At 65.3% G+C, this 14,638-nt stretch carries 14 protein-coding genes; 10 read left to right on the plus strand and 4 right to left on the minus strand.

Features of this window, described 5'->3' with window-relative positions:
* Positions 1–223 precede the first annotated feature (223 nt).
* From GSQ89_RS06965 to GSQ89_RS06975, 3 genes are all read left to right on the plus strand, one after another.
* On the plus strand, positions 224–1,144 hold the full coding sequence (locus GSQ89_RS06965) for a bifunctional riboflavin kinase/FAD synthetase (protein WP_158923378.1): 921 nt from the start codon (positions 224–226) through the stop codon (positions 1,142–1,144).
* Positions 1,145–1,323: 179 nt separating this feature from the next.
* Positions 1,324–2,280, plus strand: coding sequence for a bifunctional GNAT family N-acetyltransferase/(deoxy)nucleoside triphosphate pyrophosphohydrolase (locus GSQ89_RS06970; protein WP_371734223.1), 957 nt, complete (start codon positions 1,324–1,326; stop codon positions 2,278–2,280).
* An 11-nt stretch (positions 2,281–2,291) separates the two neighbouring features.
* Positions 2,292–3,056 carry a molybdopterin-binding protein gene (locus tag GSQ89_RS06975; protein WP_158923382.1) on the plus strand — a complete coding sequence of 255 codons (765 nt, stop codon included), beginning with the start codon at positions 2,292–2,294 and terminating at the stop codon, positions 3,054–3,056.
* Here the strand turns inward: GSQ89_RS06975 and GSQ89_RS06980 are convergent.
* Together GSQ89_RS06980 and GSQ89_RS06985 are read right to left on the minus strand one after the other, a co-directional pair.
* Positions 3,007–4,131: an FUSC family protein gene (locus GSQ89_RS06980; protein WP_158923384.1), complete on the minus strand. Its 1,125-nt coding sequence runs from the start codon at positions 4,129–4,131 to the stop codon at positions 3,007–3,009. The genes GSQ89_RS06975 and GSQ89_RS06980 overlap by 50 nt on opposite strands.
* Entirely contained in the window at positions 4,128–5,099 is a 972-nt protein-coding gene (locus tag GSQ89_RS06985; protein ID WP_158923386.1) for an HlyD family secretion protein, read from the minus strand. The genes GSQ89_RS06980 and GSQ89_RS06985 overlap by 4 nt, the downstream gene beginning before the upstream one ends.
* Positions 5,100–5,349: 250 nt before the next feature.
* Here GSQ89_RS06985 and GSQ89_RS06990 point away from each other — a divergent pair, with 250 nt between their 5' ends.
* Entirely contained in the window at positions 5,350–6,672 is a 1,323-nt protein-coding gene (locus GSQ89_RS06990; protein ID WP_371734224.1) for a replication-associated recombination protein A, read from the plus strand.
* A 240-nt stretch (positions 6,673–6,912) separates the two neighbouring features.
* Here GSQ89_RS06990 and GSQ89_RS06995 read toward each other — a convergent pair whose 3' ends face one another.
* Positions 6,913–7,986: an LLM class flavin-dependent oxidoreductase gene (locus GSQ89_RS06995; RefSeq protein WP_158923388.1), complete on the minus strand. Its 1,074-nt coding sequence runs from the start codon at positions 7,984–7,986 to the stop codon at positions 6,913–6,915.
* A 95-nt stretch (positions 7,987–8,081) separates the two neighbouring features.
* On the opposite strand from GSQ89_RS06995, the gene GSQ89_RS07000 reads away from it, so the two are divergent.
* The 5 genes from GSQ89_RS07000 (at position 8,082) to GSQ89_RS07020 (ending at position 13,183) form a co-directional block, all read left to right on the plus strand.
* A complete protein-coding gene (locus GSQ89_RS07000; protein ID WP_158923390.1) occupies positions 8,082–9,071 on the plus strand; it encodes an RluA family pseudouridine synthase in 990 nt (329 codons plus the stop codon).
* Complete coding sequence (locus GSQ89_RS07005; RefSeq protein ID WP_158923392.1) at positions 9,068–11,608, plus strand: AsmA family protein; 2,541 nt, start codon at positions 9,068–9,070, stop codon at positions 11,606–11,608. The genes GSQ89_RS07000 and GSQ89_RS07005 overlap by 4 nt, the downstream gene beginning before the upstream one ends.
* A gap of 10 nt (positions 11,609–11,618) precedes the next feature.
* Positions 11,619–12,332 (plus strand): ATP12 family chaperone protein, encoded by a 714-nt coding sequence (locus GSQ89_RS07010; protein WP_158923394.1) that lies wholly within the window; start codon positions 11,619–11,621, stop codon positions 12,330–12,332.
* Complete coding sequence (locus tag GSQ89_RS07015) at positions 12,329–12,598, plus strand: acylphosphatase (RefSeq protein ID WP_158923396.1); 270 nt, start codon at positions 12,329–12,331, stop codon at positions 12,596–12,598. Before GSQ89_RS07010 ends, GSQ89_RS07015 begins: the two co-directional genes overlap by 4 nt.
* Before the next feature lie 126 nt (positions 12,599–12,724).
* Positions 12,725–13,183, plus strand: coding sequence for a cupin domain-containing protein (locus tag GSQ89_RS07020; protein WP_158923398.1), 459 nt, complete (start codon positions 12,725–12,727; stop codon positions 13,181–13,183).
* Between the two features lie 120 nt (positions 13,184–13,303).
* Here GSQ89_RS07020 and GSQ89_RS07025 read toward each other — a convergent pair whose 3' ends face one another.
* A complete protein-coding gene (locus tag GSQ89_RS07025; RefSeq protein WP_158923400.1) occupies positions 13,304–13,759 on the minus strand; it encodes an NUDIX hydrolase in 456 nt (151 codons plus the stop codon).
* 73 nt (positions 13,760–13,832) lie between these two features.
* Here GSQ89_RS07025 and GSQ89_RS07030 point away from each other — a divergent pair, with 73 nt between their 5' ends.
* Positions 13,833–14,606, plus strand: coding sequence for an MgtC/SapB family protein (locus tag GSQ89_RS07030; protein WP_158923402.1), 774 nt, complete (start codon positions 13,833–13,835; stop codon positions 14,604–14,606).
* The last annotated feature ends 32 nt before the right edge of the window (positions 14,607–14,638 follow it).

Genomic DNA, 14,638 nt, shown 5'->3' on the forward strand with positions numbered 1-14,638 from the left:
GCCGCTCCAGCCCTGTAGTGCCCAAAACGTAGCTACAGATTAAGTGGAGGGCAATATGTGTTTCTCAGGAGCCACGGCTGTCCAGACACCTGCCCTTGCGGCCTTCGGAAACCACCGATTTGAACCTGTCACCTAAAAGCGGCACCTTACAGCGGACACAGCCTGTCGAGGAGAACGCAGTGACCATCAACGAATCCCATTCCTCGGTTTTCAAGCGCCTCTGATGCGTATTTTCACCAATTGGCGGGATCTGCCGCAAGATGCCCGCGGCGCCACCGTTGCGCTGGGCAATTTCGATGGCGTCCATCTTGGCCACGCCAGCGTCATCCGAGCCGCCCATGCCGCGAGGCCGGACGCTCCGTTGACGGTGTTGACCTTTGAGCCGCACCCGCGGGAGGTCTTTCGGCCGGATGACCCGCCGTTCCGTCTGACGCTGTCCGCCGAACGCGCCGATGCCCTGGCCGCCCTGGGTGTCGACCTCCTGTATGAACTGCCGTTCAACCACGAATTCAGCCTGATGACCGCCGAGGACTTTGTCGGCGAGGTGCTGCACAAGGGCTTCGGTGTTCGCCACCTGGTATCCGGCCAGGACTTCGCCTTCGGCCACCGCCGCGGCGGCAATACCAGTTTCCTGGCCGATCGGGCGGAGGCGCTTGGCATGGGCGTGACGTTGGTGCCGCCGGTGACCGACTCGCAGGGACCGCTGTCGTCCACGCGCATCCGCAGAGCACTGCAGGACGGGTATCCTGAGCGGGCGACCGCCGAACTCGGGCGCCCATGGGCGATCCGCGGCATCGTCAGCCATGGCGACAAGCGCGGGCGGACCATTGGCTTCCCCACCGCCAATGTTCCTCTTGGGCGCCATCTGGAGCCGGCGCGGGGGGTCTACGCGGTCACCATCCGCCTGGCGGACGGGTCGATCCATAAAGGCGTGTCGAACATCGGCCGCCGCCCCACGGTGAACGCCGGCACCGAAAGCCGCCTGGAGGTCAATTTGTTCGACTTCAATCAGGACATCTACGGCACCGATATCACCGTGGCGTTGCACACCTACATCCGGCCGGAGATTAAATTTTCCGGTCTGGACGCGCTGAAAGCCCAGATTGCCGCCGACGCAGCCGAGGCTCGGCGGCTCCTCGGGTGATGGATCCTGCCGGGTCCGCCCTTGCGTCCGCCACCCCCGCTGAGCCAATTTGCGGCAACGCCATGCTGATAAGGTCCGTCCCGATTCCCACCAACGAACAACCGAAACCGCCCCGTAAAACTGCTCGTAAACCCAAGCCGGCTGCCGGGGCGGTCTTCGAACCCCTGAAGACCGAGCGTTTGACACTGCGGCCGCTGCGGCCCGGCGATGCCGAGGCGCTGCACCGTCTGGTCAACGACTGGGAAGTGACTCGCACGCTGGCGGAAATTCCGTATCCCTATCCGCGGGCCCTGGCCGACGAGTGGATCGCCTCGACGCAGGCGGAGCTTGCCGAGGGGGCAGCGTATCATCTGGCCATCACGGGCAAGGAAGGCCGGAAGGAGACAATCGTCGGCGTTGTCGGCCTGCGTCTCGATGCCGCCCGCCGTACCGGCCGGTTGGGTTATTGGGTCGGCCGGTCGTATTGGAAGCATGGGGTGGCGACCGAGGCGGCGCGGCGGATGACAAGCTGGGCGTTCGCCAACCTGCCGCTGGACCTGATTGCCGCTGAGGTCACCGAAGGGAACGACGGGTCCTGCAAAGTGCTGCGTCGTGTGGGGTTTCGGGAGGTGGGGACCGGCGTTCGGTCGTCCCTGACCAACCGTGATGAACACACGGTTATCGTGTTCGAGGCGACGCGCGACGATATTTTTGGCCGTCCCGAAGCACCGGCAGCCGATACGGATAGTCCCGATGCCAAGCCGTTGCTGCTGGTTGCCGCTTGCGCGCTGGTCGATGTCGACGGCCGTGTGCTGCTGGCTCGCAGGCCAGAGGGCAAGAAGATGGCGGGGCTGTGGGAATTTCCCGGGGGGAAGCTGAACCCCGGCGAAACGCCGGAGGTCGCGCTGATCCGCGAACTGAAGGAAGAGCTCGGGATCGACGTGACTGCAGCGTGTTTGGCACCGTTCGCGTTTGCTTCGCACGCCTATGAGGGGTTTCATCTGCTGATGCCGCTGTTCCTGTGCCGCCGCTGGAAAGGTATCCCGACGGGGCGGGAGAACCAGACGCTGGCCTGGGTGCGGGCGTCGAAGCTGACCGAGTATGAGATGCCGCCCGCCGACAAGCCGTTGATCCCGCTGCTGCGCGACTTCCTCTAGGGAACGATCCGATGTCCAAGACAAATCCCACCGCCTGCCTGCTGGTGATCGGCAACGAGGTGTTGTCCGGCCGCACCCGCGATGCGAACATACAGTACCTGGCGACGGGTTTGGGGAACCGGGGCATCCCGCTGCGTGAGGTGCGGGTGATCCCCGACGTGCCCGAAACGATTATCGCGACGGTGAACGAAGTTCGGGCGAAGTTCGACTATGTGTTCACCACGGGCGGGATTGGCCCGACTCACGACGACATCACCAGCGAGTGCATCGCCGCCGCGTTCGGTGTGCCGTGGGAGCATCATCCGGTGGCGTGGCCCCGCATGGAAGCCAGCTACAAGCCCGGCGAATTCAATGCGGCGAGGCAACGGATGGCGACGATGCCGCGAGGTGCGGTGTTGATCGAGAATTCCATCAGCGTGGCGCCGGGTTTCCAGATGGAGAACGTCTACGTCATGGCGGGCGTGCCGCGGGTCATGCAGTCGATGTTCGAGTGGCTGGCGCCTCGGCTGGAAGGTGGCGCCAAGATCGAGATGCGGGCTGTCCATGTCGTCGGGCTGCCGGAAGGCATCATCGCCGAGGGGCTGGAGGCGGTGCAGAAACGCTATCCCGACCTGGATCTGGGCAGTTACCCGTTCTACCGAGCGAGTGGCAACGGGGTGGCTTTGGTGGCGAAAGGGCCGGATGGCGAGGCGGCGGAACGCGCGATCGCTGAGGTGACGGAACTGATCATTGGTTTCGGCAAAGTGCCGATTCCGGGGGAGCCGCCGGAGGTTTGATTTCCGGACTGGTCAGCATCACGACGGCCAGCAGGATCACCACGCCACCCGTGATGCCGACGAAACGCTCGATCCCCGGCCAGATGCTGGCCGGCGGTTCACTTCCCTGCACCAGCGTCGAGATCAGCACCACGGCGAACTGCGTGCCGACATAGCTGACCCCGCGTTCGCTGGCCTGCACATGCGCGGCGACCCATATCCCCGCGCTCAGTGCCAGCAACCACAACAGGAAATTGTCGATCGACAGGGTCAGGCAGGCCAAGCCCGCCACACCGCCCAACAGGCAACCCAGGATACGATGTATCGCACGTTCAGTGATCTTCGCCTGGTCTATCGCCGCATCGTTGGTCAGTGCCGGAACCGCCATCGCGGCCGCGACCGTGATCGCCGACTGTCCCATGTTCGGCAGTTCCAGCCAGCGCCATACCAGCGGAATCAACATCACGCCGACGCCGGCCTGTATGGCATGCCGCATGGAAGGCCATTGCTCGCCTAGCAAATCCGTCCATTGGGATTCACGTATCGCCGGTGCCGCGGCGGCCGGTGCCCCCAGCAGCAGAGCCACTGTCATCGCCGCCACGGTGCCGATCGTCACTTCAGCCGAACGGTTCACCCCGACCGCCAGCGCCGAACCGGGATCGCTCAGCAGTGCCATCAGCACCATGTCGGCGGTCACGGCCCCCAGCAACCATGCGTAACCATACCGGCCGACAAGTTGCCCCAGCACTCCGGCTGTGCTGACAGCCAGCAGCGTCAGGATCAGCGCGACGTCGTCGCCCGCGAGCAGTGGGCTGGCCAGAACCGCCAGCGTCGCGCCGCCGAATGTGCCGAGGATGCGGAGAGCGCCCCGCTGGACCGAGGCCGGCGCCGTCGCCTGCGAGCAAACGAACGCACTGATCGCCGCCCACAACGCATCATCGACGTGCACGGCCAGCGCCACGACCACGGCCAGCGCGACGGCCAGCGTCGTTACCGCGCACCGCCGTCCGCGCGGGCCGGTCAGCCGAACTTCTCCGAGGTCGCGATATGTGCCCGCGATCGCCTCCCGGACGATACGGATCGCGACGGCACTCATGGCAGGATCAGGACACGGGCATCCGCGCCCATGTAGAGTTTCAGGTCCGGCGGCGGATCGACCAATGTCAGCGTGACCGGAAACCGGCGCTGCAGCCGGATCCAGTCGGTGGTCGGCGCGACATAGGGCAGCAGCACCCCCGCCGACGGATCGCGGCTGATGCCCCGCGCCACGCCGTCAACCCGAGCGCGATGCAGATGCCACGGTTCGGAGTCGAGCCACACCCAGGCGGTGTCGCCCACAGTGAAGCCGCGAATGAAATTCTGCTTGTAGTTGGCGATTATGCGCCAGGCATGCGCGTCGACGATCCCGATCAGCGGCACGTCCTGCGTCGCGGTATCGCCCACCCGCACTGTCAGGTTGGTGATCGTCCCACTCGCCGGTGCGATCAGTTTCGTCCGCGCCAACTGCCACTGCGCCTCCACCAGGGCCGCTGTTGCCCGCACCTGGCCTGCTCGGTGCATCGACGCCATGGCCTGCGCCCGTTCGATCGCCGCCTGACTGGTTTGCACCGCCGCATTCGCCCGCAGCGCTTCGTTCTGGGCTTTCTGCAGATCGGCGCGAGACGCATCGTCGGCCGTCGCCAGCGCTGTCACTCTGGCTTGCGTCTCACGGGCGAAAGTCGCCGCTGATGTCGCTGCTGTCAGGGCCGCTTGAGTGGATGCGATCGTATCTTCATCCGCGGACACCTGCGCATTGGCTTCCGCTACCTCGGCCTGATGCTGGTCCGCGGCCAACTGGAACGGGACCGGATCGATGCTGGCCAGTAGGTCTCCCGCTGCCACGGTCTGGTTGTCCACCACGCTGACGCCGACGATCCGCCCGGTGACCTGGGGTGCCACGGCTATAAGATCGGACCGCACATAAGCATCCGATGTATAGGCGACGAACGACGTCACGATCTCGTACAGCACGAACAGCACGACGATCGCTGTTCCGGCGATCCAGATGCGCCGTCGCCGGGTCATGTCCTGGTATCGCGCTTCATGGAACATGGGCGTTCGTTGGACGGGCATGATTTACGCGACGGATCGTGGCCGCCTGCGTGACGTGGGCTTCTCCGCGATCGGATATCAGCCGGCGGTGCGAAATCGATCCCACGGACCGTCATCCGGCTCCCCCTCTGTGTTTGTTCGTCCACGATGATTTACTGCCGCGGCGGTGTTTGTCGAGCCGTCCCCATTCGCCTGATGGCTGCATTCCCTGTATGCTGACCTCGTGTCAGAACCTGATGACCTGTTCGGCGCCCCCGATCCCGTGGCGCCGCCTCAACCCGACGGCAACCGTCCGCTCGCGGATCGGCTGAGGCCTGCCACGCTGTCCGAAGTCGTCGGACAGGACCATCTGCTGGGTCCCGAGGGCGCGCTGACACGTATGTTGGAGCGTGGGTCGCTTGCCTCGCTGATCCTTTGGGGGCCGCCGGGTGTCGGTAAGACGACCATTGCGCGGTTGCTGGCGTCGCGGGCCGGGTTGGCGTTTGTTCAGTTGTCGGCCGTGTTCTCCGGCGTCGCTGACCTGAAGCGGGCGTTCGATGATGCCACCAAGCGGCGGCGGGTGGGGCAGGGGACGCTGTTGTTCGTGGACGAAATCCACCGCTTCAACCGGGCGCAGCAGGACGGGTTTTTGCCGGTGGTGGAAAACGGCACCGTCACGCTGATTGGGGCCACCACGGAAAACCCGTCCTTCGCCCTGAACGGCGCGCTGCTGTCCCGCTGCCAGGTCATGGTGCTGCGGCGGCTCGACGACGCGGCCCTGGACCGGTTGCTGATCCGCTCCGAGGAAGAAATCGACCGTCCGTTGCCGTTGACCGAGGATGCCAAGGCGACGTTGCGTGCGATGGCCGATGGTGATGGGCGGTATCTGCTGAACATGGTGGAGCAGATTATTGCGTTGCCGCGGGATACGCCGCCGTTGGACACTGCCGCGCTGTCCGAATTGCTGTCTCGGCGGGCGGCGCTGTATGACAAGGATCGGGAAGAGCACTACAATCTGATCTCGGCGTTGCATAAGTCGTTGCGTGGATCAGACCCCGATGCCGCGTTGTACTGGTTCGCGCGCATGCTGAACGGTGGTGAGGACCCTCGTTATATTGCCCGGCGGCTGGTCCGGTTCGCGGCTGAGGATATCGGCATGGCCGATCCCAATGCGCTGACACAGGCTTTGGCGGGTTGGGAGACCTATGAGCGGCTGGGCTCGCCGGAGGGCGAATTGGCGATTGCGCAGGTCGTTGTGTATCTGGGGACGGCGCCGAAATCGAATGCGGTTTATACCGCATTCGGGCAGGCGAAGGCGGCGGCGAAGAATACCGGCAGCCTGATGCCGCCGGCGCATATTCTCAACGCGCCGACGAAGCTGATGAAGCAGCTTGGGTATGGCGCGGGGTATGAATACGACCACGGGGCCGAGGATGCTTTCTCCGGCCAGAATTACTTCCCGGACGGCATGGATCGTGTGTCGTTCTACCAACCGCGAGACCGCGGGTTCGAGCGTGAGATCGGCCGGCGCCTGGAATACTGGGCGGAACTGCGGGCGAAACGATAGCGCCGATCTTATGGTAACAGCCATTGACACATCGGTCTGGTCATGGCCCGGCGCCACGTCAGTCCGGGCCATCTGCGCACCAGCCGATGAAGCGTGGATGGCCGGGACACGCATAGCGCGCGCCCGGCCATGACGGCATCCAAGAATCGGTATCAACGGCGCTTGGTATAAGATGCTGGATCAGATGGCCCGGACTGACGCCAGGCCAGGACGGCGTTGGTATGTCGGCGTCAGCGGTCGTTAGTGAAACGCCTTGGCGATCCGGCCCCAGTCCTCGATCGCCGATTCATGGCCGGGGACGATCGGGATGACCAGTTGCGACAGGCCGCCGTCGCGCATTGCCTCGATCCGCTGCTTGATGTCCTGCTCTGTCCCGGTGAACGTGGTCTGGCGGATCAGTTCGGCGCTGATGAAGCGTTCCTCCTCGGGCTTGATCGCCACGCAATGGCCGGTGTGGTTCATCAGATAGCGTGCGTCCGCCGGTTCAAATTTGCGTGCCGCTTCGACATAGCCTTGCAGCACCGCTTTCACGCTGTCCGGCACCGGGGATGTGTTCAGCCAGCCCTCCATGTCGACGTCGGCGGCGCGATGCAGCAGCACCGCCGCGCGTGGTCCCGCCTCTGCCCGGACGCGGGGGCTGTCCAGGGTTTCTCCGTCGCGCAGCAGGCACCCCCAGACCCAGGCGGAGGCATACAGATCGCCGGCGGCGCGGCCGCTGTCGGTCCAGGTTTTCTGCATGCCTCGGAGGGCGGCCAGGCCGTCGTCGACGCCGGACATCACCGTTTTCCAGGCGGCGCCATGCCGAGCGGTCATCTGCCGGCCTTTGGGGCCGAGGGCGGAGATATGCAGCCGGACCGGGTCCTTGATGTTGATCAGGCCGAGTTCGGGGTTGAGGAACCTGATCTTCTTGCGCACGCCGGGATCGACTTCCGCCTCGGTCGTCTCGCCGTTCAGCAGGGCGTAGACGACGCGGATGTACTCCTCCATGTCGGCGAGCTTCATGGCGCCCAGGCCCATCGCTCGGCGGGCGGAAAATCCGGTGCCGACGCCGAAATCGATGCGGCCGGGGGCCATGGCGTTCAGGGTGGCGAAGCCGGCCGCGGTTACGGCGGGGATGCGGTTGGTTGGCACCAGCACGCCGGTGCCCAGGCGGATGCGGGAGGTCTTCAGGGCTGCCCCGCCCATGGCGACGAACGGGTCGGCCACCAGCATCTGGGTGTCATAGAACCAGGCATGGGTGAACCCGAGTTCCTCCGCCCGCTGTGCCACTTTCCAGCTATCGCCGGCTGTCGGAATCCCGATGCCAAATTCCATGGTCGTCGCTCCCTTGGGTTTTGCCGGCAGCCTATCGCGCGACCGGCGGAGCGTTCAACCTTGACCCCACCGTCCCCAAACCCCAAACCCCGCGCATGACCCTCAAAACCCGCACCGTCACCGAAGATGAGGCCGATATCCGGCTGGACCGCTGGGTCCGCCGTCATTTTCCCGGCACGCAGCAAAGCCTGATCCAGAAATGGTGCCGCACCGGGCAGATCCGTGTGGATGGTGCGAAGGTTGACACCAACACGCGGCTTACCGTCGGCCAGTCCGTCCGTGTTCCGGAAATGGATGCTCCGGCTGAGCCCAAGCCCGTCAGCCGGGTTGATCCGCATGATGCCAAGGATTTGCAGCAGGCGGTCATCTACCAGGACGACCAGGTGCTGGTGATCAACAAGCCCTATGGGCTGCCGGTCCAGGGCGGGCCGGGGATCACCCGGCATCTGGATGGGATGCTGGACGCACTGCGGTTCGGGTCCGAACATCGGCCTCGGCTGGTGCACCGGCTGGATCGGGACACGACCGGGGCGCTGCTGCTGGCCCGTACGCCGGGCACCGCCGGAAAGCTCGCCGCCCTGTTCAGGGGGCGTGACATCGACAAGACCTACTGGGCGGTGGTGGCTGGACGGCCGGTCCCGGTGGAGGGCCGCATCGACCTGCCGCTGAAGCGCATCGGTGGTGCTCGCGGCGAACGCACGGCCCCTGCCGATCGCGACGATCCGGATGGCGCCCGAGCGATTACGGATTATCAGACGCTGGATCATGCGGCGCGGAAGCTGTCGTGGTTGGAACTGAAGCCGCTGACCGGGCGCACGCATCAACTTCGCGTCCACTGTGTCGCCATCAAGGCCCCGATCCTGGGCGATGAGAAATACGAGGAACCGGACCAGAACCTGGCGTTTTCCGCCCTGATCGAGGGCCTGTCGTCCGACCTTCACCTGCATGCGCGGCGGTTGGTGCTGCCTCATCCGGCCGGGGGTACCCTGACTGTCGAAGCCGACCTGCCACCCCATATGAGGGCGACCTTCAAGACACTCGGCTTCCATGCCCCGCCGGCCCAACCACCCGGGAGACAACGATGACCATGCGCCGTCCCTTGCGCATCGCACTGATCGCCGTCGCGGCCGTCATTGTTCTTGCGGTGGGGGGCGGGGCGGTGTTCCTCGCCAGCTTCGACCCGAACACACTCAAGCCCCGTATCATCGAGGCGGTGAAGCGTGCCACCGGCCGGGACCTGGTGCTGAACGGCAAGATCAGCCTGGAATTCGCCCTGCGGCCGACGATCCAGGTGAAAGATGTCGCCTTCGCCAATCCGCCGGGTTTTTCCCGTCCGCAGATGGCCACGCTGCAGTCCATGGCGTTGGAACTCGGTCTGCTGCCGTTGCTGTCCCACCGGATCGAGATCGATCATCTGGTGCTGATCCATCCCGATATCCTGTTGGAGACCGCGGCCAACGGCCAACCCAACTGGCTGATGAAGCCGGAGGTCTCGCCTGAAGCACCTGCCAGTCCTCAGACCAGCGCACCGTCCACGCCCCGGGCGCCGACGACCGTCAGCGTCAACACGATCCGCATCCAGGACGGCACGATTGCTTATCGCGACGATGTGACCGGCAAGGTCACCGCCGTCGGCGTCTCGAAACTGGACGCGACATCCGCATCGCCGGACGCGCCGCTGCACCTGGACATGGACGCCGTCTACAACGGCACGGCATTCAAGCTGGCCGCCGATACCGGCAGCCTGTCCCGCTTGCAGGACCCGGCCGCGACGTCACCCTGGCCGGTGAAGCTGGCGTTGACCGTGGGGGCCGCGAAGCTGACGGCCGATGGATCGATGACCCAGCCGCTGCAGGGCAAGGGCTATCAATTGGCGGTCAGCGGCACGGTGCCCGACGCCGCGGCACTGACTCCCTTGCTGCAAGGCTTTGTGCCGCCACCGCTGCATGATGTCAGTTTTGCCGCCAAGGTCGCTGACACGGGCGGCCGGTTGCCCGAATTTTCGACCTTGACCCTGCATGTCGGGACCTCGGACCTGGGCGGCCAGTTCGCTGGCCTCAAGATCGACAAGCTGGATGTCGAGGCCCCGAGGACCGACCAGCCGATGAAGATCGCCGCCGCTGTCCGGGTGGGCGACACGCCGCTGACCGCGACGGGCACGTTCGGCCCGCCGGCGCTGCTGTTGCCTGATGCCAAGCCGGCTCCGTTCCCGGTCGATCTTGCGATTCAGGCGGCCTCGGCGACGGTTTCCGCGAAGGGCTCGATCGCGGATGTTCGGGCGATGACCGGTATGAACGTCGCGGTGACCGGGCAAATTCCCGATCTGTCGGCGTTGTCGCCTTTGGCCGGGCGGCCGTTGCCGGCTATCAAGACGGTGGCGTTCCAGGGCAGTTTGACCGATGCCGATGGCGGTTTCCGGCATGGTGCGGCGTTGCATGGCATCACCCTGACCAGCGCGGACGGTGACCTGTCGGGCGATGCCGCGATTGCCCTGGCGGCCCGAGCGTCGTTGACCGCCGACCTGAAATCGAACCGTATCGACCTCGACGCCCTTCAGGCCGCTATCGACCAGACACCGGCCGCCGCGCCCTCCGCCCCATCGCAAGGCGCTGCGCCGCCACCGTCACAACCGCAGAAGCGGCGGGGCAACCCCCTGTTTTCCGGCCAGCCGATCCCGTTCGCCCCGCTGCGTTCGGCCGACGCCGACCTGAAACTGCACGTCGCCGACCTGCATACGGGTGGCACAGACTACAAAGCGATCGACACCCGCGCTGTCTTGTCGCACGGCAAGCTGACCGTCGATCCCTTCGCCGCCGATGTGCCGGGAGGCCATTTGTCCGGCACACTCTCCATCGATGCCGCGCAGCCCAGCCCCGCGGTTCATCTTGTCCTTCATGCGCCCGGCCTGGCGCTGAAACCCATCCTCGCCGCCACGCATCAGCCCGCTTACGCGACGGGCAACGTCGAGATCTATGCCGATCTCAGCGGCAGCGGCGACACGCCGCATGCCATCGCCGCGTCGCTGAGTGGCTCGCTCGGCCTCGCCATGGCCGGCGGCACCCTGGACAACCGCCTGATGGGCAATCTGCTAGGCAAGGTGATGGACTCGCTGAACGCGCTCAACCTTGTGGGCAAAGGCGGAACCAGCGACCTGCGGTGCTTTGGCATGCGTATGGATGCTCAGCGCGGTATCGGCACGATCAAGGCACTGGCCCTGAGTTCTTCGCTGCTGACGATGAGCGGAGGGGGAACCGTCAACCTGGGTACCGAAACCCTGGACATGACGATGCGCCCACAGGCACGGATTGCTGGCACTGGCGTGGTGATACCGCTCACCGTCACTGGCCCGATCCGCGATCCGGCCGTTAAAATGAACGATCTTCGCACGGCGGAAGCCAATGCCGGCACTGTCGCGGGTGCTGTAATCGGTGGCGCTACGGGTTTGGGTATTGTCGGTGGCCTGCTGGGCACGGATAAGCTTCTCGGCGGCGGATCGGGCGATGTTTGCCCCGCGGCGCTGGCTGCGGCGCGCGGTCAGGCGGTTCCGGATGCTGCCCCCGCCAAGGCGGGCAAACCGAGCATGCCCAATCCGGGGGCGTTGCTGAAAAATCTGTTTCGGTAAAGGGTCGTTGGTGAAGCGCTTCTGGGACACCGCCTCGGTTCAAGGGGCTGAAAAAGGGTATTCGATCCTGCTGGACGGCAGGCCGATGCGCCTGCCGAGCGGAACCCCCCTGGTGGTGGGAAAGGCACGGTTGGCGGACGCGATCGCCGAGGAATGGCAGGCGGCCGGCGGTATCAAGGGCGGCGAGATGTCGTTCAAGGACACGCCGCTTACCCGCCTCGCCGGCACTGCGCTGGAGCGGATTGCTCCCGATCCGGCCCCCACTGTCGATGCCATCGCCCGTTATGGCGAGACTGACCTGCTGTGCTACCGCGCCGAGGCGCCGCAGAACCTGGTGGAGCGGCAGCAGCGCCAATGGCAGCCCTGGCTGGATTGGGTCGCGTTGGCCTATGATGCGCCGCTGCGTGTGGCTTCCGGCGTTGGCTATGTGAAGCAGCATCATGACAGCATCGCGGCCTTGCGGCGCGCGGTGGCGGCGCTGGATGTGGACGCGCTCGCCGGCCTCGGCATCGCGGTGCCGGCCCTGGGCAGCCTGGTGCTCGGCCTGGCGCTGGCGGCGGGTGAGATGGATGCGGAGACAGCTTACGCCCTGGGTGCCCTGGACGAACTGTTCCAGGCGGAGCAATGGGGTGAGGACTTTGAGGCCGCGGACCGGCGCACGGGCATGTTGGCGGATATCGTGCTGGCGGCGCGGTATATCGACCTGACACGGGGGAATGGGTGAACGCGAAACGGCTGGTGATCACGGGCCGGGTGCAGGGGGTCGGCTACCGGGCCTGGATGACGCACAAGGCGACCGAACTCGGCCTGTCGGGGTGGGTGCGCAACCGTCCGGACGGGTCTGTGGATGCGTTGATCGCCGGCGACGTCGCGTCGGTGGAGGAACTGTCCCGGCTTTGCCGCCGAGGCCCCCGGTTGGCGGAGGTGTCGTCGATCGATGAGGATCTGGCGGACCCGCCGGAGGAACCGGGGTTCCACCAGGTGGGGTGAGCGTACTCGTTGTTTTACAATCGGGATCGGCACGCCGGCATCCCGCGGTCGCTGTATCGGCAGCCCCGATGACAGGGGGAAATACCAAGGTTCAGCTTCTTTTCAGCGGTGGGAAGGAACACGGACATGAATGCGGCAACGGGCTTTGTCATACCGGCGGGCGGCGGGAAGATTATCCAATCGCCGACCCCCGGTCGCTTCTTTGCACTGAAGCTTCTCGGGCGCGAGACCAACGAGAGCATCATGATGTTCGAGGAGACCCTGCCAGCCGGTACCGCGAGCATCCATCATTTGCACCACGATAGCGATGAGGTCGCCTGGGTGATGTCCGGCGAAATGACCTTCAAGATCGGCGAGGCGGTGACCGTCGGTGGCCCCGGCACCTGCGCGTTCATGCCGCGCAACGTCCCGCACGCGTGGAAGAACACGGGCAGGGAGACGGCCCGCGTGTTGTTTCTCTATACGCCGGCGAACGCTGGCGGCCTGATCGAGAAACTTTCGGAACATCACGCAATGAATGACGACGAACGCGCCGCATTCTTCGAGCGTCACCACTGGGAAGTGGTCGGCCCGAACCCGCTTTGAGGACACCCATTTCGGGCCGATGGGTAGCCGCCTGGGCGCACAAGGGGCAGGTGTTGGAAACGGTTCCCCGGATCCGCGTGATGCCTATGTCCCATCAGTAACCATCGGCCGAATTGAGTATCAGGATTTTCCATACACGATCAATCGTGCGTACGACCCGGAAAAGCGGTCGATGATCTCGGCGAGACCGCCTTCCTCCACTAGGTCGACGGCCTCTTCGGCATCGAACCATTTGGTTTCCCGTTGGCCTTTTTCCCGGTAGTTATCGAGCTGGCGTTCGACGCGGAACAGAAACACCCAGACTTGGCATAGGACTTCTCCGTCGGGCAGCCGCTTCGGATAGTGGAAGTTGCCGATCGGGCGCTTGTCGATGTGGCCGATCAGGCCGGCTTCTTCGTATGCTTCCTGCGCGGCTGCCTCGGCGGGTTTGCGGCCCTTCATCGGCCAGCCTTTGGGGATGACCCAGCGGTGTGTCTCCCGCGAGGTCAGCAGCATGACCTGGCGCGTGCCGCCCGGGCTGAGGCGCCAGGGCAGGGCGGCGAACTGGGTGGTGCCATCTGAGTTGTGCTTTGCCATGCCGTGGCCTGTCGCGTTTCATCCTTGGACCGTCATGTTAGGCCGGATGGCGGGCGATGGAAGAGGAATGTGGATGTCGGGTTTCGTGGATTTTACCGGGCAGGGATGGTTGCAACTGGGCGAGCTGACGCTGGCCTTCGTCCTGTCGGCTCTGGTGGGGGCGGAGCGGGAGATCCGGCAGAAAAGCGCGGGGCTGCGGACCCATACCCTGGTCGGGGTGTCCGCCGCGCTGATTATGCTGGTGTCGAAATACGGGTTCATGGATGTCCTGGCGAACGGGCGGATCGTGCTGGATCCGTCTCGGGTCGCGGCGCAGGTCGTTTCGGGAATCGGCTTCATCGGCGGCGGCGTCATCTTCATGCGGCGCGACGTGGTGCGCGGGTTGACCACGGCGGCGTCGGTCTGGCTGACGGCGGCGCTGGGGATGGCGTGCGGGGCGGGACTGCTGGTCCTGGCGGTGGCGACGGTGATCGGGCATTTCGTGATCATGCTGGGGTTTCCGATGCTGACGCGCCGGCTGCCCAGGCCGCGGCGCATGGCGACGGATATCCAGATCGCCTACGAGGACGGCCATGACCTGCTGCGGACCATTCTGCTGCGCTGTTCGGAGCTTCGTTTCGCGATCAACCATGTGCGGCTGGATCGGGAAGGCAACGGGGTGGAGGAGGCGCTGGATCGGGCGGATGAGGAGGGCGTGGAGGTTGGGCCTCGGCGTGGCGGCGGGATGATGATGTTGCGGATGCAGGTGAAGGGGAAGCGGCCGGTTTCGCAGTTGATCTCGGCGTTGAGTGAGGTCGTGGGGGTGCGGGAGGTGGGGACGGTGGAGGAGGATGTGGAGTTGGATTAGGGGGACTTGATCCCGGAAGCGGGCGGTGTAGC

It is taken from the genome of Acidisphaera sp. S103, from assembly GCF_009765975.1.
Taxonomy (GTDB): Bacteria; Pseudomonadota; Alphaproteobacteria; order Acetobacterales; family Acetobacteraceae; genus Rhodopila.

What these genes read in the sequence shown, in the direction of transcription:
- GSQ89_RS06985 (WP_158923386.1), bottom strand. Translation starts at nt 5,099, where the DNA reads ATGACCCGGCGACGGCGCATCTGGATCGCCGGAACAGCGATCGTCGTG.
- GSQ89_RS07005 (WP_158923392.1), top strand. Translation starts at nt 9,068, where the DNA reads ATGACCATGCGCCGTCCCTTGCGCATCGCACTGATCGCCGTCGCGGCC.
- GSQ89_RS06995 (WP_158923388.1), bottom strand. Translation starts at nt 7,986, where the DNA reads ATGGAATTTGGCATCGGGATTCCGACAGCCGGCGATAGCTGGAAAGTG.
- GSQ89_RS07025 (WP_158923400.1), bottom strand. Translation starts at nt 13,759, where the DNA reads ATGGCAAAGCACAACTCAGATGGCACCACCCAGTTCGCCGCCCTGCCC.
- GSQ89_RS06980 (WP_158923384.1), bottom strand. Translation starts at nt 4,131, where the DNA reads ATGAGTGCCGTCGCGATCCGTATCGTCCGGGAGGCGATCGCGGGCACA.
- GSQ89_RS07020 (WP_158923398.1), top strand. Translation starts at nt 12,725, where the DNA reads ATGAATGCGGCAACGGGCTTTGTCATACCGGCGGGCGGCGGGAAGATT.
- GSQ89_RS06965 (WP_158923378.1), top strand. Translation starts at nt 224, where the DNA reads ATGCGTATTTTCACCAATTGGCGGGATCTGCCGCAAGATGCCCGCGGC.
- GSQ89_RS06975 (WP_158923382.1), top strand. Translation starts at nt 2,292, where the DNA reads ATGTCCAAGACAAATCCCACCGCCTGCCTGCTGGTGATCGGCAACGAG.
- GSQ89_RS07030 (WP_158923402.1), top strand. Translation starts at nt 13,833, where the DNA reads ATGTCGGGTTTCGTGGATTTTACCGGGCAGGGATGGTTGCAACTGGGC.
- GSQ89_RS07000 (WP_158923390.1), top strand. Translation starts at nt 8,082, where the DNA reads ATGACCCTCAAAACCCGCACCGTCACCGAAGATGAGGCCGATATCCGG.